Source organism: Streptomyces sp. NPDC102274 (assembly GCF_044766385.1).
GTDB lineage: Bacteria > Actinomycetota > Actinomycetes > Streptomycetales > Streptomycetaceae > Streptomyces.
The window spans coordinates 145,365-166,336 of the sequence record NZ_JBIWLW010000007.1; the positions used below are offsets into that span (position 1 = coordinate 145,365).

Here is a 20,972-nt window from a genome sequence, read left to right on the forward strand (position 1 = left end):
ACAATATGACAGCATTTTTTACGTGGTGTCAGAGTCAGGGCCGCTTGAGGATGAGGACCACCACTAGCGGAAGGGGGGAACGCCGGACCCTACGGCGCGGGCGCAGGACGTTCCTGTTGCGCGGCCGGGTCATGGCTACCCGAGAGCGACGAGGGGTACGAGGGCTGCGCCGGGAGGGACGACCGGTGTCGGGCGGAGCCGGGGACACGTTCCGCGGCTCGGCTGCTGCCTTCCGGGCTGCCTTTTCGGCAGCGTCGCGCAGACGGCGAGCGTTGTTGATATCGGCGCGCGTCATGCCCATCGCGTCGAGGAACTCGGACTTGAGGTAAGGGTCCTCGTGCGCGTCGTACTGTGCGACAATATCAAATTCTCCGGACATCAATGTCCTCCGCTTGCGTGCTGGTTGTGGTATTTGGGCATGGTGAAGAAGTGGCGCACGTGCAAAGCGGCCGAATCATGGGTAAGTGAATTCTTGTGGCCTGGTCGTCGACTGATGGGGCGTCAGGTTTAAATCAAACCTGCCCCGACCCCTCTTGGCAAGATGTTTGCCAGAGGATTTTCGTACCATCCACTCGGGACGTGAGGCGTGTACCGGAGTGGGGTAATCCGCGACTATTCATGGGGAGGGCATAGCAAATCAGGGCATTCGCTCATCTTTACTTGAGCGCGGCGCCCTGAATTCTCCGTCCCAAGACATTAGACCTGATGTTCCGGTTGACGCAAGTGTGTTCGCTTCGTGGAAACGGAATGGCGTCCGCCGTTTCGGCCCGCATGGGCGATGGTGGACGCGATCGAAACGGGCATAAGTTGCAAATTGGGTGAATTAATTATGAGTCGGGGTGGAAGGTGTGTTTGCTGTTTTTTTGACTGCGTCGATGAACTGCCCGAGCGGTCCCGTGTGCTCCGTCAAACGAAATTGTCGGGGGTCGCACTCGTCAAATACAGTGTTACTGTAGTGCCTCCTGCCGGGCGGCGCAGGCGTGGGCTGAGGAGTTATGACGGTGGATGTTGGTGAGGATTTCGGCCCCTGGCTCGCGCGGCAGCTGCGTCGACTGGGCATCAGTCAGGCGGAGTTGGCCGAGCGCGTGGGTCTGACCCGTGCAGCGGTCTCGGCATGGATCACCGGTCGGGCGGTGCCGAGAGAAGACACGATGCGCCTCATCGCGGAGGCAATCGGTACCGATCCGGGCACTGTCCACACGCGTACCACGGATGCCGTCACCGCCCGGCCCACTTCTTGGTACCACCGTCCTGCCTACGCGGACGGTGGGCGGGAATTCGGTAACGCCGCAGCCTTCGCCTTTGAGGCGGACATCGAGATCCTCGCCCGCGAAGCCACGCAGAACAGTCTGGACGAACGCCTGGATCGCGCTCGACCTGTTCGAGTTCGTTACACCCTCCACGAGTTGACCGGTGAGCTGTTGGCACGGTTCAAGGAAGCGCTCGGTTGGGATGCCCTGCGCCCCCACTATGATGCGGCCGCTGCCCAGGAACAGAAGGTCGGCAGGGTCATCGCCGACGGTCTGCGTGACATGAACGAGCGTGACCGACTCGTGCTCCTGAAGGTCGACGACTACAACGCATCGGGACTGACAGGGGATGACTACGAGGACGGACGGTTCGCCGCCGTCGTCCGTCGCCAACTGGACAGCCATAAATCCGATGACGGCGCCGGTGGCTCCTACGGTCTGGGCAAGGCCACCCTGTGGGCCACCAGCAGGCTCGGGCTCGTTCTGATCAACTCGACCTTGTCCGTACCGCACGAGGGACGGACGGAGCGGCGTCTCATCGGGCGACTCGACCTGCCGTGGCGCGTGGTCAACGGTGAACCGTGGGCGGGGCCGGCCTGGTTCGGCGAGCCGGACACGGCGCCAGGCAGTGAGGACGTGGCGCGTTCCTGGTGGGCGGATGAGGAGACGGTCGAGCGTCTCCATCTCACGCGGGAGAGCAACGAGCCCGGAACGTCCTTCCTCATCGTCGGTGCCCACGATGTGGCCAGTCGACCGAACGACGCCACCGACGAAGACAGCGACGACGACGAGTCCGTGCAAGGGATGCACAAGAAGTTGGTGCATGCGCTCGCAGACAACTTCTGGGCCGCCATGACGTCCGGAGCCACAACGGCCCCGCTGCTCGAAGCCTCGGTTCGAACTCTTCGCAACGGTGTCGTCGTCAAGGAACAGCGCGTCGATCCCCGCGTCGCTCAGCCCTCGCGTACCAGGGCTCTCAGGGCTTATTTCGACGGCGACACGGTGGACCGACTCACCGAGGTCGGTCAGGTGGCCATGGTCAAGGTCCCGCTGAAGGTGCCTACCGTGCGGGGGCGTGGAAAGGCGGCCGAGCACGAGGCCGTGTTGCTGGTGACCGCTGCCGAGGACGCAGACGGCAAGCCCAACCACATCGTCAGCATGCGCGGCAACAGGATGCGAGTGAAGTCCATACGGGTACCCGAGCTTCCGCTCGGCACCAGCTCGTTCCAAGCGGTGCTCCTGGCCGGGCACGCGGCAGGCCGCGATGCTGTCGAAGCCGACCGCGCCGAGGCGTTCCTGCGGGCATCCGAGCCGCCCGAGCACGACAAGTGGGGGCAGACAGAGGAGCTGCGCGCCACCTACTCGCCTACAGCCCATCGTCGTATCTCCGAATTCACCAGGGTGGCGAACAACGCAGTACGGGAGCTCGTGGCACAGCGCAGGGAACGGAACCAGGACGGCCCCAAGGTGCTCCGGGACCTGCTGCGGCTGGACGGTGGACCCGCAGGCGGCGTGAAGAGCGGTGGTTTCCCGACGATCATCGATGTCGACGCGTTCATCGACGCCGCGGGGGCGTGGCAGGTGGAGGCCGAGGTCAAGCTCCCCGTTCGGCAGGACCCTTGGGTGATGAGCCCGGTAGCCCGGTTCGACGTCCGCTCGGGAGGCCGGCCTTCGGTCGCCTGGTCGAGGATTGTGGCCGGGGAGAACTGTCGGTTCGTCGATGGTGCGCTCCACTTCAGGCCCGGAGCGCGTACGGCTTCCTTCAGCGCGACCACGGATGTGTCGACGCATCCCGTCCGCTCGGCCTTGGCGGGCTTGGTCGTCGATCTACAGAAGTCGAAGGGGGCTTCCGAATGAGGGTCTTTCCGTACCGGACTCTGGCGGGTGAGGTCGCTCTTCAGGTGACGGCGGTGAAGCAGGATCAGAAGAGACTCGATACCTCTGTGTTCTCCAGCGACGAGCGCGTTGTCGCTCTGCACCAGGTGGAACGGGACGACTGGACGTGTTCCAGGGTCGACGTCGCCGCCACCTTGCCCGTCAACGAACTCGAGGGACCCTGGCAGGACGTAGCGGTGGTGGCCGTATTGACGGAGAAGGCGACCAACGTGCGCTCGACCGCTCTGCTGCAGCGGGAGGTGAGCGGCGGCGCACGGTGGACGGGGCGCATCAGGCTCTGGAGGAATGCCCACCGTAGCCAGGCGGAACTTTCCGTGAGTGTCGTCGCGACGGTAGACGATGTGCCGGGCCGCGTCATCGGGGAGTCCGAGGCGAATTGGTTGATCGACCTCACGGCCCGAGCGCCGGTACGTCGGCGTGAACTTCACGTCGACGAAGTGGACTTCGGCGATGGACCGCACGAATGGCTCAGATCCTTTCGGGACGCGCCATGGCTGGTGGAGACCTCGGGTGAGCTGCCGACGGTGCACATCAATACAGGATTCGAGGGCATCTCTGAGCTGCTCAATTCCGGCGGAACGCCGCTGGAGCGGGCAGTCAGGGACATGGTGGCCGCCCAGATCGCTACCGACGTGTGGACAGCGGTTTTCCATTCCGCCGTCAGCGATTTGGAACTGGACGCCGAAGGCAATCCACAATGGCCTGGTGGATGGCGGGACGCGGTACTGCGGGGGATGCTTTCCGACGTGCTGCCAGGACTGTCGGGTGCGGACGCCTTGAGCGAGATCCATGCTCGTCGCCGGGAGGCGTCCGGTTGGAACGAACTTCAGCCGCGTATCAACTACGCAGCCACCCGGAGGGCTCGGGTCGCCAGGAACCTCGGCACCGCCATTCGCGTGATCGACACGTCCCAGAAGGCGAGCAAGGCATGACGACTGAGAAGCCCGAGCCCCTCCCGGACCGGTTGGCGCTGCTCTCCGACCTCAACGCGGTCAAGTACATCACCACGGGTGTGCGGTCCGGGCGTGAGAGCCCTCCGTACATCGAGCTGGCGCGGAGCGTCGCGCCGCTGCCCGGCGACGGGCGGCGGCTGCGCGGCGAACCGGTCCGGGATCTGATCGAAGATGTCATGCATCTCTTCCGGGACGACAAGCCCACCAAGGCGGACGCGTGGCTTGCCCCCCGCCTGCACGCCACGCTGAGGCTGACCCGCCGGGAGGCCGCCGACGAGGGGTTGTGGAACCACCTCGCCCTGGCGCTCGCCCCCGACTACGTCTTGTGGCGTCATCTGCCGGCCCAGGGGAAGGACGGCCTCCCGCCGATGGTCTCGACGAACAGATTCCGCGGTGCCCACTACACCCAGGCGTTCTCGCGACTCTGGTGGGCGGCGGAGCTGTTCAGAAACGGGTCCGACTACCGGCCGGCCGTGGTGGCATGCGGGAATCAGGATGTTCTCAACACGGTGCTGCGGCTCGACGTCATAGACCATCGGCCCACGGCTCAGGCACTGATGAGGCTGGTGGAGCAGGGGTTGGCGAGTACGGGACGTGAGGTCAACGGATTGGCGGTCGTGGTGAACGCGGCTGCCAGCACGCTGTTTTACGACCTACTGGCGGAGGACGACGACGGATATGGCGATGCGCTGGACGAATGGCTCGCCGGTGCGGAGACGGCTCCCCCGGTGTCGCGACGATTCCTGCCGGAGGGGCCCGCGGACGGGCCGGTGCCGGAGAAAGCGGTGGATGTTCTGGTGGAACGCTTCCACGAGCTGTTCCGCGACGCCCTTGTTCGTGGGCGGGACACTCTTCAAGAGTGATCAGTGTCGGCGTATCTCTGCAGGTGCCGATGGATGGCCGCGGCGAGAGCTCTCCCCAGGCCCACCGGTACGGCGTTACCGATCTGGCGTGCGATCTCGGTCTTCGTTCCGTACCACTTGAACTCTTCCGGAAAGCCCTGGATCAGAGCTGCTTCGAGATGCGTGATCGGCCGATTGGCAGTGGGGTGCAGATACCTTCCTTTCTCGGGCTTGAAGAACTCGGTGCGAATGGTCACCGAGGGCTCATCCGCGCGGAGTCGACCCATGACGTCACCGGAGCCCTTGTCGTGGCGGTCCCAGCTTGCGGTCGAAAGATAGTGCTGCGGAGATTTGAGCCTGTTGTAGCCGGCTGTCCTGGACAGGCGAATTCTTCCCTTCCTGTCGACACGATAGAACCTTCCACGTAGGTCCATGCGATTTCCGCGGGGAGGGATTGCGCGGTATCGAGCCTGGGAGAGCTCTGTGGCTGTCCGGCGAATATGGAGATCGGTCGTCACGTAATGGCCCGGGATATTCGGGTCGAACGGTGACGGAATGCCGCTCGGTTCCGGGAGACCCGGCCCGAGGAGTGGAACGCTTTCGGTACGTTCGAACACCAGTGAGGCGACCGATTCCCAGCGAAGCGGGGGGCGACTTTCCGGGGGCAGGGCGTCGGCGGCGAAGAAGGCGCCCTGGTCCACGTCCGGGACAACACCCTTCTTGCTGTGGGTCGCTCTCGGGTGCTTCAATGCAACGCCGAGATCCTTCCGGGTGCAGATTACAATGACGCGGCGCCGCGCCTGGGGGACCCCGTAATCGGCTGCGTTGAGGACTTCGACCTGCATCCAATAGTTGCGCAGTTTTCCATCGGGCTTTTTGATGTCGGCTTCGAGTTCAGCGAATTGGCTCGATTTCAAGAAGCGGTCGACGTTCTCGATCACAAAGATCTTGGGTTGCACAGTCGTGACGACTCGGATGTACTCGCGCCACAGTTCGTTACGGGGGTCGGTCGGATCTTCCTTGCCCAGCCCGGAGAAACCCTGGCAGGGCGGCCCTCCCATGATGATGTCCGCGCCGCGCTCGAAGGGGGTGGGGTCGAAGATCGCGATGTCGTCGGCATGGACATGTGATGAGCCGAAATTTGCGGCATAGGTCGATGCTGCGGCCTTGTCGAACTCGACAGCAGCAACAGAGACGAAAGGTGAACTACCGGGACCATTCGGTTCGTATGAGCGAAATCCGGCAGAGAACCCCCCGCAACCGGCAAAGAGATCAATTACCTTAATTGGTGCAGATGGTGATTTTCGTGAAGAGGGGGTGCTCATGGGATCGCAGTGTAGCCGGCGTGGTGACTGAGTGGACCCAAGGAGGCGGGCAGCGTGCTCGAACGGGAAGACCACTGCTGTGACCTGGAGTTCTGCCTCGAAGCGGGTAGCTTCACGAGGTCAGACATCCAGAGCCTCTGCGATGGATTTTCCCAGAGCTCGCCCGACCGGAGGTGGAGACGCGTGGCCGATCTGTCGGGCGCGGGCCGTCTTCAATCCGGCGAACTGCCAGTCGGAGGGGAACGCCTGGAGGATCGCCGTCTGTGCCACGGTGATCTTCTTCAGCGGGGACCCGGAGGTGTCGGACTCTTGGACGCCGTCCGGGCCGGGTACCTCGTCACTCAGGGCGTTCCCGTTGATCCCCATCCTGGCCCACGCCTTCTTGCTGCCACTCAGTCCGAGATCGGCGCCCCCACGATTCTCGGATCCTCCGACCAGTGTCGGAGCGACGCTGTCGGCCCTGGACGCCCATGTGTCGGCCTCGGTCCAGCCGCGTGCCGACATCGAGGCGTGCAGAGCCTCACCAGCGGTGACATGACGTGCGACACAGGGCACCGGGGGGCGGTAACTCGTCGTCCCGTTGTCCTTCAGCGCCACCAGTACGCCCTGCTTACGGTCCTGCGGGACCCCGAAGTCGGCCGCGTTGACGACGAACCAGCTGAACTCGTACCCCAGGTGGACGAGTTCCTTCTGTATGAAGTCCCTGACGTCGGCGAACTCGGGCGCGTCCACCAGGCCCGGAACGTTCTCGATGAGGAGAGCCCGTGGCTGCACGGCGTGTACGAGGAGAACGGTGGCTCTCAGCAGGCGGAGCTCGACCCCTAACTCCGTCCGGCCACGGGTCGCCACGGATTTCACCCTGGGCAGCCCGGCGGACAGCAGATCGACGTCGTAGCTCTCCTGGTGCTCAACGGGGTCGAAATCGAGGAGGTCCATCTCCAGGACGTTCCACGAGCTTCTGTTCTTTCGCAGCGTCTCGCACGCGACAGGCTTGTTGTCCAATACCAGCACAGGATCGAATCCCGCCTGTTCCAGCCCCAGTGCCAATCCGCCGGCCCCCGCGCACACATCCACGGATCTCAGTCTCTTCACGGCATGCCCCTTTCAGGTCGGTGATCGTCATCGGGCCCGGCCCCGGATCACGGCCGCCGCGACCTGATCGGCGACCACCCCGGGTGCCTCGTGTTCCCAGAACCGTAGGACTACCCAGCCGAGCTCGGTCAGGTGCTCCGTCGTCTCTCTGTCCCGAGCCATGTTCCGATCGAGCTTCTCGCGCCACCACGCCGCGTTCGCCTTGGGGCGGGTGGCGTGTTTCGGGCAGCCGTGCCAGAAACAGCCGTCCATGAAGACCGCGATCTTCGCCTTGGGGAAGACGATGTCGATCGTCCGTCGAGGTATGTCCGGCACCCGAACGTTGAGGCGGTAGCGGTAGCCGGACGCATAGAGCATTTTCCGGACCGCTACTTCAGGCGCGGTGTCCCGGCGTGCCTGACGACTCATGCGGCTGGAGACGCTGGCGGACGAGGGTTTCGCTGTGTTCATGGCTCCAGCAGGCCTGGGACGGGGCGGGAAATGGTCGGCGAGCGCTTTGCGTCGGACAGGTCAAGAGGACGCGGCGCCGTGGCAGTCCCTGTACGCCTTTGTCGAGCCGCACCAGCAGGGGGCGTTGCGGGCGGGGGGCCAGGGGGTGGCTCGGCCTCGGGTTGCGAGGATGGTGGCGTATTGGGGGAGCAGGTCCGTGTTGGACGGGGACGACTGTTCCGAGGCCGCGAACGCCTCGTACGACGGGACCGTGGCCGTGACGATGCCCAGGTTGGGGGTGCCGGTGGCGGCGAGGTCGCGGAGGGAGGCTTCGAGGTGGGACAGGTGGGCCTCGTGCGAGGGGTACTCGGTGGCCAGGGTCGGGTACGCGGCGAGGAGCTCGGCCAATTCCGGGGCCGGCCAGTGGAGCATCGCCACCGGGAACGGGCGGGACAGGGCCGTGCGGTACGAGCCGAGTTCGGCGCGGAGGCGGGTGATCTCGGCCTGGAGTTCGGCGGGGTTGTCGGAGCCCAGGGACCAGAGGCGCTTGGGGTCGTGGAGTTCGTCGAGGGTGACCGAGGCGGGGTTGACACGGTCCGCCAGGCCGTCCCAGTCGTCGTGGTCCAGGGCCAGCAGGCGGCGGACGCGGTGGCGGCCGATCAGCAGGTTGTGGACCGGGTAGGGGACCTCTTCGCCGGGGGTGAGCAGCGTGTTGAGCGCCGACGTGAAGGTGTCGTGGGCCGCTTCGAGTTCGTCGTGGGACTCCAGGGTCTCGGCGACGATCTCCCAGGGGCCCGGGTCCAGCGGGGCCGCGGTGCGCAGGCCGTCGATGATCGCGCGGGCCTCCGCCTCGTGGCCGTACTCCCAGAGGTTGGCGGCCTGGAGCGCCTTCACCAGATGGGGGTGGTCGGGGGAGGCCGCGAGGAGGGTGTCGTAGAGGCCGGTCGCGCGGTCGCGGTCGCCGGCCAGTTCCAGATGGGCCGCTGCACGGAGGAGCAGGGGCTCGTGATCCTCGGGGTACTGGGCAGCGGTGCGCAGCAGGCGCTCGGCTTCCGTGGTGTGGTCGGCAGGCATGTCGGGGCGCATGACGGACACCGTACTGCCGTGTGGGGCGGGAGCGGAGAGCGGTGGCCGGTCGTGCCTCGTCCAAGGTCCTGACGTGCACCGACACCGTCCTCATCTGCTCTGGCCGCTGGGTCCCCTTCGTGCTGTTCCTGGTGGCGCCGCCCTGGGTGAACCGGGTGGCATCCGTGATCCTCGGGGTGCCGTCCGTGGTCTCGTGGCTGCCACCACGTGGCTGCCACAACGATCTTCGGCGTCCTCATGGTCGGGACGGTCGGCCTCGGGCGCTTCGGACGGCCCTGGCTCGGCGCCCTGACGGCGGTGCTCGCGACGGTCTCCGGTCCTTCGCGGTTACGGCTTCGGACGGCGCTCCCGCAGCGCCAGCACCGCCGCCGCGCCCAGTACCGTGAGCCCCGCCGACACCAGGATCGCCAGGTCCGCGCCGTGCGCCGGGTCGGCCACGGAGGTGGCCACCGCGATGATCAGCACGACACCGGCCGACGAACCGATGTAACGGGCCGTGTTGTTGGCGCCCGAGCCCATCGCCGCGCGTTGCGTCGGGACGGACTCCACCGAGAGGCGCGGCAGCGCGGCGTTCAGCAGACCGCTGCCCACCCCCGCCACGAACAGGCCCGGTACCAGCCGCGCCCAGGACCCGGCGTCCAGCGCGCCGAGCATCCCCAGGGCGCCCGCGGCGTGCAGTGCGAACCCCAGGGCCAGCTGGTGGCGGGCGGCCACCCGGCCCGCGAGGCGCCTGGCCTGGAGGGCGACCAGGAACGACGTACCCGACCAGAGGAGGAACAGCCACGCCGCGCCGATCACCGAGATGCGCAGGGTCTGCTGGAGCAGCGCGGGCAGATAGCTCATGAAGCCGATCACCGCGAGCCCGGTGAACAGGCCGCCCGTCGACGCGGCCAGGAACAGCGGCCTCCGCAGCAGCCCCAGATCGATCAGCGGCGCGGCGGCGCGCCGCTCGATGACGGCGAAGCCCCAGGTCAGCGCCACCGTGGCGAGCAGCAGAAGCAGGACGGGCGTACGCAGCCAGCCGTCGCGCCCCAGCGTGAGCGCGCTCAGCAGCGCGGTCAGCGCGAGACCGAGGGCCAGCGCGCCCGGCAGATCGGGTCCGGCCCGGCGCGGGGCGCGCGATTCGGTCAGTACGCGGGCGGCGAAGCCGGCGGCGACGAGCGCGGCCACGGCGAGGACGGCGTACGTCAGCCGCCAGCCGAAACTGTTCAGCCCGCCGGACAGCAGCGGCCCCAGGGCGATCCCGGCGCTGACGAACGCGCCCCATATGCCGGTCGCCCTGATCCTGCCGAGCCCGGTGGGGAACGCGTGCACGAGCAGACCGAGACTGCTCGCGATGATCGCGGCGCTCGCCGCGCCCTGGGCGACCCGCGCGAGGGTGAAGAGGAGCGTGGTGTCGGCGAGGCCGCCGAGAGCGATGGTGACACCGAGCGCGATGGTGCCCAGGAGGAAGACCCGGCGCCGGCCGTAGTCGTCCGCGAGGCTGCCCGCGATCAGCAGGACGACGGCGAGGCCGAGCGGGGTGCCGTTCAGCAGCCAGGCCTGCGCGGAGAGCGGGGTGCCGAAGTCGGCGGTCATGCTCGGGAGGGTGAGCAGCGGGGTCGTGTAGTTCATCAGCGCCACGGTGGTGGCGGCGCTGGTCACGGCGAGGGTGGCCGCAGCGCGCGGGGGCCGGGCAGGGGTGGGGACGGGCGCCTCGGCGGTCCGTTGCGCGCGTCGGCCGCCCACGTCGGTACGTGCTGGTGGCTGGGCCATGGCGATGTCGTCCCCTCGTTTCGTTGACGGCTCGGTTCCACGCGGTAGATTCGGTGAATGAACCTGCCGTGCGCGGACCACCCTAGCAGGGTAGGTTCATTCATTGAACCCAAGTTTTGTTAAGGTGATTCCCATGGCTCTGGGAAAGGACTACGCGACACAGCAGTGCTCGATCGCTCGCGCGCTGGAGATCGTCGGCGAACGCTGGACCCTTCTCGTCGTCCGCGACGCCTTCTATGGAGTGCGCCGCTACAACGACTTCCTCGTCCACCTCGGTCTGCCCCGCGCCGTCCTCGCCTCCCGCCTCCAGTCGCTGGAGCGGGCCGGTGTGCTGGAGAAGCGGCGTTACCAGCACTCCCCGCCGCGCGACGAGTACGTACTGACCGACCGTGGCATCGCTCTCTGGCCGGTCCTGCGCTCACTCGGCGTCTGGGGCGCCGGGCAGGCGGACGGGGCCGACGGTACGGACGAGACCAACGGCACGGAGACCAACGGCACGGAGACCAACGGCACGGAGACCAACGGCACGGAGACCAACGGCACGGAGACCAACGGCACGGAGACCAACGGCACGGACGTCGCGAAGCCGCTGCGGGTCTTCACGCACGCCGCCTGCGGTACGGAACTGGGCGCGTACGGCGAATGCCCGGCCTGTGGCGTGCCCGTACCACCGGCGGACGTCGAGATGCTGCCGGGCGCCGGGCTCGATCCGGACCCGCGGGATCCGGTACGCCGGGCCCTGCTCCGGCCCCGTCGGCTGCTTCAGCCACTGGAGACCGATCGTGTATAACGGCTGAAGCGGCGTTTGTCGTACGAACGCTTCCGACACCCGGAACGAGAGGGGCAGGCCATGGTCCGCAGCGAGCTCCGGCTGCTGCGCCCCGCGGGGCTGCTGCTCTTCCTCGTCGCCGAAGTCCTGCTCCTCGACGCCGGCGGCCTCTCCGCCGCCGTCGCGCTCGCCGCCACCGCCACGGCCGCCGCGGGCTCCGCCCTCGTCGTCTGCGCCCTGATCAGCGCGCGCTCCGTACCCGCTCACCCGCGACACCGGGTACGCACGGCCATCCGCGACCGCGAGCAACGTACCGCCTTCCTGCCCCAACGGGACCCCGACGCCTCGGGCCGCACCCGGCCCCGAGCACCCGGCCGTCTTCTTCCGACGGCCGCGTAGCAGGGGTACGCGGAGCAGGGGTACGCAGGACAGCCGCCCTCTCCACACCACCCCCACGCGGGTCGTCATGCCGAGCTGTTTCTCATCCGGCACGACGAGACCCACGGAGGGCTCACCATGTCCGTTTTCGCCAATCTGGTCGGACATCTCGCCGATCTGCTCCAGCCGCTGTTCAGCGCGGGCGCCGCCGCCGCGGCGATCATCCTCTTCACCGCCTGCGTCCGGCTGGCGATCCACCCGCTCTCCCGCGCGGCGGCCCGCGGCCAGAAGGCACGCACCAAACTCGCCCCGCAGATCGCCGAACTGCGCAAGAAGCACGGCAAGAACCCCGAGCGCATGCAGAAGGCGCTCATGGAACTGCACGCCAAGGAGAAGGTGTCGCCGCTCTCGGGCTGCCTGCCGAGCCTGCTCCAGATGCCCGCGTTCTTCCTCATGTACCACCTCTTCTCCAACCGGACGATCGGCGGCGAGCGGAACGAACTGCTCGGCCACTCCCTCTTCGCCGCGCCGCTCGGTGACCGCTGGACGGACGCGCTCGCGCACGGCGGGGTGCTGGGCGGCGCCGGGCTGCTGTACCTGGGCCTCTTCGCGATCGTCGCCGGGGTCGCCACCTTCAACTTCCGCCGGATGAAGATCCAGATGGCGCACGCTCCCGCGATGCCGGCGGGGCCCGACGGGCAGCAGGTGCCCGGCATGGGCGCGATGACGAAGATGATGCCCCTGCTGTCCTTCGCGACGCTCTTCACCGTCGCCGTGGTGCCGCTGGCCGCCGCGCTGTACGTGGTGACGAGTACGACATGGACGGCGGCCGAACGCTACTTCCTCTACCGGGACATGTATCCGGCGGGCGCGCTGGCCGCCGCCGCCCCCTGACAAGGCCCCCTTGGCGGGGCGACAAGGCCCCCCTTGGCGGGGCGACAAGGCACCCTCGGCAGGGCGGCCGGGGGGTCCAGGCTGTGAACAGGGTCTTGAACTGTGATCGGATGTCTTGGAGGATCGGCCAATCCCCTCCGGTGGCCGCAACCATCGGCCGGGTCATGTTCGACCAGAGGAGACAGACATGAAGCTGCTGCGTGTCGGTACGGCCGGGGCCGAGCGCCCCGCGCTGCTTGACCAGGACGGGACGACCCTCAGGGACCTGTCCGCGCTGGTCACGGACATCGACGGCGCGCTGCTCGCCGATGACGCCGCGCTCGACCGGATCCGGGCGGCCGCCGCGTCGGGCGAGCTGCCCGTGCTCGACGGATCCGGGCAGCGCATCGGGCCTCCGCTCGCCCGGATCGGCAAAATCGTGTGCATCGGGCTGAACTACCACGACCACGCGGCGGAGACCGGAGCGGAGATTCCGGCCGAGCCGATCATCTTCTTCAAGGCGCCGGACACCGTGGTCGGCCCCGACGACACCGTCCTCGTGCCCCGGGGGAGCGTCAAGACCGACTGGGAGGTCGAACTCGCGGTCGTCATCGGCCGTACCGCCCGCTATCTGGACTCCGTGGAGGACGGGCTCGCGCATGTCGCCGGGTACGCCGTCTCGAACGATGTCTCCGAGCGCGAGTTCCAGATCGAGCGCGGCGGCACCTGGGACAAGGGCAAGAACTGCGAGACGTTCAACCCGCTGGGCCCCTGGCTGGTGACCACGGACGAGGTGCCCGACCCGCAGGCCCTGGCGCTCAGGCTCCATGTCAACGGCGAGCTGAAGCAGGACGGGACGACCGCCGAGCAGATCTTCGGGGTGGGCGAAGTCGTGCGGTACGTCAGCCAGTTCATGACGCTCTACCCGGGCGATGTCATCAACACCGGGACACCGGCCGGGGTGGCGCTGGGCAAGCCGGAGCCCAAGCCGTATCTGCGCGCGGGTGATGTGGTGGAGCTGGAGATCGAGGGACTGGGGCGGCAGCGCCAGGAGTTCCGGGACGCGTGACGCGAGGCGGCCGGAGTACGGAAACGAGGCGGTCGGGGTACGGAACGGCCGCCCGTTCCGTACCCGCGTACCCGCCTGTCCGCTCCAACTCCTCAGCCGCGCAGTCGCTCCAGCGCCCGCACCACCATGGCGTGGTCCTCCGCCTGCGGCAGACCCGAGACCGTCACGGTACCGATGACGCCCGCGCCCTTCACCGCGATCGGGAACGAGCCGCCGTGCGCCGCGTACCGGTCCGGGTCGAGGCGGGAGGAGTCCTCGAAGGTGGTGCCCTTGGCGCGGAACCGCGTGCCCACGAGGAACGAGCCGGCGCCGTACCGCTCCACGACCCGGCGCTTGCGGTCGATCCACGCGTCGTTGTCCGCCGTCGAGCCCGGCAGGGCGTAGTGGAACAGCTGCTGCGCGCCCCGGCGGATGTCGATCGCCACCGGCGCGCTCTGCTCGCGCGCCAGCTCGACCAGCAGACCGCCCAGCGTCCACGCGTCGTCGTGGGTGAAGTGAGGCAGGATCAGCCGGGCTTCCTGCGCTTCGAGTTCGGCCACGGTGGGGGTCGTGGGAATGGGGACGTCGGGAGTGGGAACGGTGTCGCTCATGACCGGACCTCCAGCGTGACCACGGTGCCCTCGCGGGCCGAGCGCCGCGCCGCTTCCAGTACGTCGAGCGCCGCCGCGGCCTCGTACGCCGTCACCGGCGGCGGGGTGCCCTCGCGCAGCGCGGTGGCGATCCCCGCGTAGTACGCCGGATAGTCGCCCGGTTCGGTCTCCACGGGGTGGCCCCCGCAGGTCAGCGCCGACTCCCCGGCCCCGATCCGGCCCCACAGCGACTCGGGCTCCACGCCCCAGCCGGGACCCCTGCCCGGCCGCCTGCCCTCGCGCAGATCCGCCTCCTGGGGGTCGAGTCCGTGTTTCACATAGCCGGCCGCCGAGCCCAGCACCCGGAAGCGCGGGCCCAGTTGGGCGGTGGTGGCGCTGGCGTAGAGATGCGAGCGCACGCCGTTGGCGTGCGTGATCGCGATGAAGGTGTCGTCGTCGGCCTCGGCGCCGGGACGGCGTACGTCCGCCTCCGCGTACACCCGTACCGCCGGGCCGAACAGCACCAGCGCCTGATCGACGACATGACTCCCGAGGTCGTACAGCAGACCTCCGATCTCTTCCGCCGCGCCCGACTCGCGCCAGCCGCCCTTGAGCTGTGGACGCCACCGCTCGAAGCGGGACTCGAAGCGCTGTACGTCGCCCAGCTCGCCGGCCGCGATGAGCCGGACGAGCGTGAGGAAGTCGTTGTCCCAGCGGCGGTTCTGGAAGACGGAGAGCAGCAGCCCGCGCTCCTCGGCGAGCGCGGCCAGCTCGCGTGCCTCGGCCGCGCTGCCCGCGACCGGCTTGTCCACGACGACCGGCAGACCGGCCTTGAGCGCGGCCGTCGCGATCGGGACGTGGGTCTTGTTGGGAGAGGCGATGACGATGAGGTCGAGGCTGTCCGCCCGCTGCCACAGTTCGTCCGACGAGGCCGCGAACCGTACGCCGGGGAACTCGGCGCTTGCCTGCTCCCTGCGCTCCGGGCTGGAGGTGACGACCGTGTCGAGTACGAGCCCGTCGGTGGCGGCGATCAGCGGGGCGTGGAAGACGGAGCCCGCGAGGCCGTAGCCCACGAGTCCGACGCGCAGAGGGGTGCCGGTACCAGTCATGCGTCCCACTTAAGCAACGGTGTTTCCAAAGTGCAAGCAGGAGAGACAATGGCAGACGTGACGGATGTGAACAGAGGGAACGCGGGAGCGAATCTTCCGACGCTGCGCGGGCACAACGCGGCGCTGGTGCTCGACCTGCTGCGTACGGCGGGCGAGGGCGGGATCAGCCGGCTGGAACTGGCCGAGCGCACCGGCCTCACCCCGCAGGCGGTCAGCAAGATCACCGCCAGGCTGCGTACCGAGGGCATGGCGGCGGAGGCCGGACGCCGGGCCTCCACGGGCGGCAAGCCCCGGACCGTACTGCGGCTCGTCCCCTCGGCCGCGCACGCCGTGGGGCTGCATCTGGACCGCGACGAACTGACGGCGGTCCTGGTCGACCTGGCCGGTACGCCGGTGGCGGTACGCAGGGTCCCACTCGACCTCGGCACGGGGGCGGAGCGGGTGATCGAGGCGGCGGCGGTACAGGTGGACGCGGTCCGGGCGGACGCGGTCCGCGCGGTCCGGGCGGACGCGGTCCGCGCGGTTCGGGCGGACGCGGTCCGGGGCGAGGCGGTAGGGCCCGGGGCGGTACGGGACGAGGCGGTACGGGGCGAGGCCCGGCGCGTCGGGGGCGGGGCCGTCGGCGGCGTGCGCGTGGATTCCGTACGGACGGGCGCTGGAGCAGGCTTCGGCGGACCGCACGGTGTCGCGGGACCGCACGGTGTCGGCGGACCGCACGGTGTCGGAGAGCTGCTCGGTGTCGGAGAGCTGCTCGGTGTCGGGGTCGCGATGCCCGGCCCGCTCGATCACACCACCGGCGTACCCCGGCGCGTCACCGGCTTTCCGCAGTGGGACGGTTTCCCGCTGCGCGAGGCCCTGGCCGCCCGCCTCCAGCTGCCCGTCGTCCTCGACAAGGACACCAACGCCGCCGCCCTCGGACTCGCGCTGCGCGGGCCCGGCGACTCGTTCGCGTATCTCCATCTCGGTACGGGCCTGGGGGCCGGACTCGTCCTCGGCGGCACGCTCCACCGTGGCGCGCGCACCGGCGCGGGCGAGTTCGGCCACCAGGTCATCCAGCTCGACGGGCCCCTGTGCGAGTGCGGAAACCGCGGCTGTATCGAGGCGCTCTGTCTGGCGGCGGTGGCCCGCGGCGATCTGGCGGAGGCCGCGCGGGTGCTCGGCGCCGGGGCGGCGAACCTGGTGGGGCTCCTCGACATCGACCGCGTACTGCTCGGCGGCCGGACGATCGCCGCGCACGAGGAGTGCTTCGTACGGGGAGTGGCCGCCGCCGTCGCCGAACGCGCCCGGGGCGCGGGCATCTCCGTAGCGGCGGCCGAAGGAGGCGCGCACCCGGTCGCCGAGGGGGCCGCGCAGCTGGTTCTGGCGCCGGTGTTCCGGCACCGCCGAAGCGCGGAGCTGGGCTGATCGAGTTCATTTGTCCGATAAGTCAGCCATTTGGGGGTACAGCGCGAGGGCCGGGCCTCCGGCACATGGCAGCGTCGGGGATGCGGGCCCCAAGGCGGCCGACCGGCCGGCCAGGCAGCTGCCCCGACCGTCACGCGATCAGCAAAGGGTGTGCGTCCCATGCGACCCTCGTTCTCCTCGCGATCCAACCGCCTCGCCCGAGCCGTACGGCTCCGTCGCGCCCTCACCCTCGGCGTCACCGCGGCCACCGCGATCGCGCCGACCGCCGTGCCTGTGCTGCCCGTGCTGCCCGCGCTCACGTCGGAAGCGCGGGCGGCGCGGGCGACGGCTGTCCTGGCGGCCGCAGGCGCCGCGCGTGAGTCGACGCGTGAGCCGAGATGCGGCGATGTGTCCGATCGTGACTTTCCGATCGAGGTCCGTATCCATGGCGGGCCCGCCGGTTTCCGGCCCGGCGGCGGTCCCGGGGCCTGGTATCTCGATCTGACCAACACCACCGACGCGGACTGCCGGCACATCCATCCCGTGGTCGTCCTCGCCGACCAGGACCGGACACTCGCCGTCTCCCAGGTCACGCTCCAGATCAGGCCGGCGACGTCCGGCGACGGAGGACGGTGGCGCACGCTGTCGCTGGAGAAGACCGACGAGGACGAGATCGTCGGTGTCCTGAACGACGGCTTCCCGGGCTTCGTCGTTCCGGAGGGCCGGACCGTGACCGTCAGCGCGCGGCTCGCGTTCGCCGCCGACACGCGCCCGAACAGGGTCCTGATGAGCGCCGCGACCGTGCAGCGCCGGGGTGGTGACAGTGACTGGGTGGGAGAGTCCAACGCGTACGACTTCGCCGTCGGCGCAGGCGGAGTGCGTGGCGACAAGGAGAAGAGGACGGGCGCGAGGGCGCACCCGAAGGCGAGCACGGACCCCGACCCGGACTCGGTCCAGGCCCCTGACCCGGCGCCGGACCCCGACTACGGCACCGGCGTGATCCGCCCGCCCGGCCTCATACCCCCGTCCACCACCACCCCCGGCTTCCGCGAACCACCCGAACCCTCCGAGCCGTCCGTACCTCCCGAGCCGCCCGCACTCGCCGGCACCGGAACCGGCGGCGACCTCATCGGCCGTATCGCCGCCGCCGTGGCCCTGCTCGCCGCCGGGGTCGTGCTGGTCGTCGGCGTACGGCGGCTTCGGACCGGACGGCCCTGACCGGCCGGGCTCGCCCGCCCCGTGCGAATATCCCCCCGTGGACTACCCGAACGACCAGCCACCCGGCTCCCCCGTGCGCTCCGGCATCCCGGAGCACGGCCGCATCCCCAAGTACTACGCGGTCAAGGCGCGGGTCGCCGTCCTGGTCGAGGAGTTGGGCGAAGGGGGGCTGCTCCCCACCGAACGCGATCTCGCCGTACGGTACGAGGTCTCGCGCGAGACCGTGCGCCAGGCCCTGCGTGAACTCCTGCTGGAGGGACGGCTGCGCAGACAGGGCCGGGGAACGGTCGTCGCGGGCCCCAAGCTGGAGCAGCCGCTCTCGCTCGCCAGCTACACCGAGGGCGTACGGAGGCAGGGCCGCCGTCCGGGCCGTAGCCTCATCTCCCTCGACCGCTTCCCCTGCCCGCCCGCGCTGGCCGCCGAGACGGGGGTGGCGCGCGGCGAGCAGGTCTGGCACATGGAGCGGGTGCTGCTGGCCGACGACGAGCGGGTCGGCCTGGAGAGCACGTATGTCTCCGTCGCCCGAGCGCCTTCCCTGGCCACGGACTTCGACCCCGACTCGTCCTTCTACGCCTATCTCCGCGACGGGCTCGGCGTCTCCTTCGGCGACGCGGACGAACGGATCGAGACCGTCCTCGCCACCCCGCGCGAGGCGCTGCTGATCGGCACTCCGCCGGCCCTGCCCATGCTGCTGATACACCGCGTCTCCCGCGATACGGAGGGCGCCCCGCTGGAACGCGTACGCACCCTCTTCCGCGGGGACCGCTTCAGCTTCACCACCCACCTGGGCACGGCCCGGGACTGACGGCCGGACTGACGGCCGGGACTCCCGGCCGCAACTGAAGGCTCGCGACTGGCGCCCAGCCGCCACGGCGGTCATGAATATCTCGCTCGATCACGGAAAGATAACGGGTCTGGTCCAAACTTGAGAGCCCGTTCACCGCCCGGTCGCCGACCGGACGGCTCCGGGCCACTGCCCGCGAGGAGCGTTGCCGCCGTGAGAGTCATCGTCGTAGGAGCCGGCGTGGTGGGAACCATGCACGCCTGGCACGCAGTGCACCGCGGCCACGAGGTCGTACAGATCGAGCGCGAGACCGAGGCGCGAGGGGCCTCTCTCCGTAATTTCGGGCAGATTTGGGTGAGCGGCCGCGCGGGCGGTGAGGAGCTGGAGACGGCGCTGCGGGCCCGCGAGCTGTGGGAGGACATCGGTCGCCGCGTCCCTGACCTGGGCTTCCGGGCCAACGGTTCGCTGACCCCTGTACGTACCGAACTGGAGCTCGCCGTCGCCGAGTCGGCGGCCTCCCGCGCCGACGCCGCCACCCGCGGGTACCGACTACTCACCGCCGCCGAGGCGCGGGAGGTCAACCCCGCGCTCCGGGGCGACTTCACGGCCGCGCTGTGGTGCGAGCGGGACGCGGCCGTCGAGCCGCGTACGGCCCAACTCGCCCTCAAGCGGGAGCTGCTGGCCTCCGGGCGGTACACCTACCTCGGCGGGCGCGAGGTCCGCGAGGTCGTCGGTGAGCACGCCGTCCGTGACGACCACGGCGAGACGCACTCCGGCGACGCCGTCATCCTCTGTACGGGCGCCGCGCTGAGCGGGCTCGTCCGCGAGCTGGTGCCCGATCTCCCCGTGCGCCGCGTGCGCCTCCAGATGATGCAGACCGATCCTCTCGGCGAGGACCTCACGACCTCCATCGCGGACGCCGACAGCTTCCGTTACTACCCGGCCTACGCGAGCGCGGCGCTGGACGCGCTCAACTCCGGTCAGGCACAGGCCCCGGTGGCCGCCGAGCACCGGATGCAACTGCTGATGGTGCAGCGCGGGGACGGCGGGCTGACCATCGGCGACACCCATGAGTACGCGCACCCCTTCGCCTTCGACCTGCTGGACGACCCGTACGCGCATCTCTCCACCGTCGTCGAGTCCTTCCTCGGCCGGCCGCTGCCGAGGATCCGGCGCCGCTGGGCCGGGGTGTACGCGCAGTGCACGGACACCACCCGGGTCGTGCACCGGCAGCGGGTGCGGGACGGGGTGTGGCTGGTGACGGGGCCGGGCGGGCGCGGGATGACCTGCTCGCCCGCCATCGCCGAGACGACCGCGAACGAACTGGACTGGTGAGCAAGGTGCGTGAGGTGAACGAGGTGCGTGAGGTGAACGAGGTGCGTGAGGCGAGCAAGGTGCGTGAGGCGAGCAAGGTGAACGAACCGAACGGGACGGAGAAGCCGACCGGCAGCACCAAGGGCGCGATCAAGCTGGTCGTGCTGGACATGGCGGGCACCACGGTCGCCGACGGCGGACTCGTCGAGCGCGCGTTCTCGGCGGCGGTGCGCCGGATGGGCGCCGAGCCGGAGTCGATGCTCGGTCATGTGCGCGCCACCATGGGCGAGTCCAAGATCTCTGTCTTCCGGCATCTCTTCGGCGACGAGCAGAAGGCCCGGCAGGCGAACACCGCCTTCGAGGCGGCGTACGGGGAGCTGGTCGCCGCCGGGCACATCGCGCCTGTACCCGGTGCGCGCGACGCCATCGAGGAACTGCGCGCCGACGGCCGGACGGTGGTGCTGACCACGGGCTTCGCCCGCGTCACCCAGGACGCGATCCTCGACGCCCTGGGCTGGCGGGACCTGGTGGAACTCACCCTCTGCCCGGCCGACGCGGGCGGGCGCGGACGTCCGTACCCGGACATGGTGCTCGCCGCCTTCCTGCGCACCGGCGCGGCCGGCGGGGTCCGGGAGATCGCGGTCGCCGGTGACACGTCGTACGACATGCTCAGTGGGGTACGGTCCGGCGCGCGGATCGTCGCGGGCGTGCTCACCGGTGCTCATGACCGGGACGCGCTGGAGGCGAACGGCGCGACGCATGTCCTCGCGTCGGTCGCCGGTCTGCCGGCCGCCCTCGCCGCGGCGGAGGCGGAGTGATGACCGGCCCCGTGGCCAGGGACCTGCTCGACCCAGAAGAACCTCGACGCGTACGTGGAC

19 protein-coding genes are annotated in these 20,972 nt (G+C 69.3%); 12 read left to right on the forward strand and 7 right to left on the reverse strand.

The window, feature by feature from the left end; genetic code table 11:
* The first annotated feature begins 995 nt into the window (after positions 1 to 995).
* Genes ACIRQP_RS12405 through ACIRQP_RS12415 form a run of 3 tightly spaced genes read left to right on the forward strand, consistent with a single transcriptional unit; the run spans position 996 to position 4,962 of the window.
* Positions 996 to 3,107: a helix-turn-helix domain-containing protein gene (locus tag ACIRQP_RS12405; RefSeq protein WP_403887498.1), complete on the forward strand. Its 2,112-nt coding sequence runs from the start codon at positions 996 to 998 to the stop codon at positions 3,105 to 3,107.
* Positions 3,108 to 3,160: 53 nt separating this feature from the next.
* Positions 3,161 to 4,078 (forward strand): hypothetical protein, encoded by a 918-nt coding sequence (locus tag ACIRQP_RS12410; protein ID WP_403887501.1) that lies wholly within the window; start codon positions 3,161 to 3,163, stop codon positions 4,076 to 4,078.
* Entirely contained in the window at positions 4,075 to 4,962 is an 888-nt protein-coding gene (locus ACIRQP_RS12415) for a DUF6339 family protein (RefSeq protein ID WP_403887504.1), read from the forward strand. The genes ACIRQP_RS12410 and ACIRQP_RS12415 overlap by 4 nt, the downstream gene beginning before the upstream one ends.
* On the opposite strand, the gene ACIRQP_RS12420 is transcribed toward ACIRQP_RS12415, so the two are convergent.
* The 5 genes from ACIRQP_RS12420 to ACIRQP_RS12440 form a co-directional block, all read right to left on the reverse strand.
* Positions 4,953 to 6,266, reverse strand: coding sequence for a DNA cytosine methyltransferase (locus ACIRQP_RS12420; protein ID WP_403887507.1), 1,314 nt, complete (start codon positions 6,264 to 6,266; stop codon positions 4,953 to 4,955). The two genes, ACIRQP_RS12415 and ACIRQP_RS12420, sit on opposite strands and share 10 nt — an antisense overlap.
* Before the next feature lie 120 nt (positions 6,267 to 6,386).
* Positions 6,387 to 7,358: a DNA cytosine methyltransferase gene (locus ACIRQP_RS12425; protein ID WP_403887510.1), complete on the reverse strand. Its 972-nt coding sequence runs from the start codon at positions 7,356 to 7,358 to the stop codon at positions 6,387 to 6,389.
* Positions 7,359 to 7,385: 27 nt separating this feature from the next.
* Positions 7,386 to 7,808, reverse strand: coding sequence for a very short patch repair endonuclease (locus ACIRQP_RS12430; protein ID WP_403887513.1), 423 nt, complete (start codon positions 7,806 to 7,808; stop codon positions 7,386 to 7,388).
* Positions 7,809 to 7,868: 60 nt separating this feature from the next.
* Entirely contained in the window at positions 7,869 to 8,873 is a 1,005-nt protein-coding gene (locus ACIRQP_RS12435) for an SEC-C metal-binding domain-containing protein (RefSeq protein ID WP_403887516.1), read from the reverse strand.
* Between the two features lie 327 nt (positions 8,874 to 9,200).
* Positions 9,201 to 10,628 (reverse strand): MFS transporter, encoded by a 1,428-nt coding sequence (locus ACIRQP_RS12440; protein WP_403887519.1) that lies wholly within the window; start codon positions 10,626 to 10,628, stop codon positions 9,201 to 9,203.
* A 133-nt stretch (positions 10,629 to 10,761) separates the two neighbouring features.
* Here ACIRQP_RS12440 and ACIRQP_RS12445 point away from each other — a divergent pair, with 133 nt between their 5' ends.
* The 4 genes from ACIRQP_RS12445 to ACIRQP_RS12460 all read left to right on the forward strand — a co-directional run bounded on the left by ACIRQP_RS12445 (position 10,762) and on the right by ACIRQP_RS12460 (position 13,717).
* Positions 10,762 to 11,418, forward strand: coding sequence for a winged helix-turn-helix transcriptional regulator (locus ACIRQP_RS12445; RefSeq protein WP_403887522.1), 657 nt, complete (start codon positions 10,762 to 10,764; stop codon positions 11,416 to 11,418).
* Positions 11,419 to 11,478: 60 nt separating this feature from the next.
* Positions 11,479 to 11,796, forward strand: coding sequence for a DUF6412 domain-containing protein (locus ACIRQP_RS12450; protein WP_403887525.1), 318 nt, complete (start codon positions 11,479 to 11,481; stop codon positions 11,794 to 11,796).
* Between the two features lie 117 nt (positions 11,797 to 11,913).
* A complete protein-coding gene (locus ACIRQP_RS12455; protein WP_403887528.1) occupies positions 11,914 to 12,669 on the forward strand; it encodes a YidC/Oxa1 family membrane protein insertase in 756 nt (251 codons plus the stop codon).
* Between the two features lie 187 nt (positions 12,670 to 12,856).
* On the forward strand, positions 12,857 to 13,717 hold the full coding sequence (locus ACIRQP_RS12460) for a fumarylacetoacetate hydrolase family protein (protein ID WP_403887531.1): 861 nt from the start codon (positions 12,857 to 12,859) through the stop codon (positions 13,715 to 13,717).
* A 92-nt stretch (positions 13,718 to 13,809) separates the two neighbouring features.
* On the opposite strand, the gene ACIRQP_RS12465 is transcribed toward ACIRQP_RS12460, so the two are convergent.
* Positions 13,810 to 14,307, reverse strand: a complete 498-nt coding sequence (locus tag ACIRQP_RS12465; protein ID WP_403887534.1) for a heme-degrading domain-containing protein — start codon at positions 14,305 to 14,307, stop codon at positions 13,810 to 13,812.
* Positions 14,304 to 15,395 (reverse strand): Gfo/Idh/MocA family oxidoreductase, encoded by a 1,092-nt coding sequence (locus ACIRQP_RS12470; RefSeq protein WP_403887910.1) that lies wholly within the window; start codon positions 15,393 to 15,395, stop codon positions 14,304 to 14,306. Before ACIRQP_RS12470 ends, ACIRQP_RS12465 begins: the two co-directional genes overlap by 4 nt.
* A gap of 48 nt (positions 15,396 to 15,443) precedes the next feature.
* On the opposite strand from ACIRQP_RS12470, the gene ACIRQP_RS12475 reads away from it, so the two are divergent.
* From ACIRQP_RS12475 to ACIRQP_RS12495, 5 genes are all read left to right on the forward strand, one after another.
* Positions 15,444 to 16,799 carry an ROK family protein gene (locus ACIRQP_RS12475; RefSeq protein ID WP_403887537.1) on the forward strand — a complete coding sequence of 452 codons (1,356 nt, stop codon included), beginning with the start codon at positions 15,444 to 15,446 and terminating at the stop codon, positions 16,797 to 16,799.
* 159 nt (positions 16,800 to 16,958) lie between these two features.
* Entirely contained in the window at positions 16,959 to 17,996 is a 1,038-nt protein-coding gene (locus ACIRQP_RS12480; RefSeq protein WP_403887540.1) for a hypothetical protein, read from the forward strand.
* Positions 17,997 to 18,033: 37 nt separating this feature from the next.
* Positions 18,034 to 18,801, forward strand: coding sequence for a GntR family transcriptional regulator (locus ACIRQP_RS12485; RefSeq protein ID WP_403887543.1), 768 nt, complete (start codon positions 18,034 to 18,036; stop codon positions 18,799 to 18,801).
* A gap of 192 nt (positions 18,802 to 18,993) precedes the next feature.
* On the forward strand, positions 18,994 to 20,115 hold the full coding sequence (locus ACIRQP_RS12490) for a TIGR03364 family FAD-dependent oxidoreductase (protein WP_403887546.1): 1,122 nt from the start codon (positions 18,994 to 18,996) through the stop codon (positions 20,113 to 20,115).
* A 149-nt stretch (positions 20,116 to 20,264) separates the two neighbouring features.
* Entirely contained in the window at positions 20,265 to 20,912 is a 648-nt protein-coding gene (locus tag ACIRQP_RS12495) for an HAD family hydrolase (RefSeq protein WP_403887913.1), read from the forward strand.
* Positions 20,913 to 20,972 lie beyond the last annotated feature (60 nt).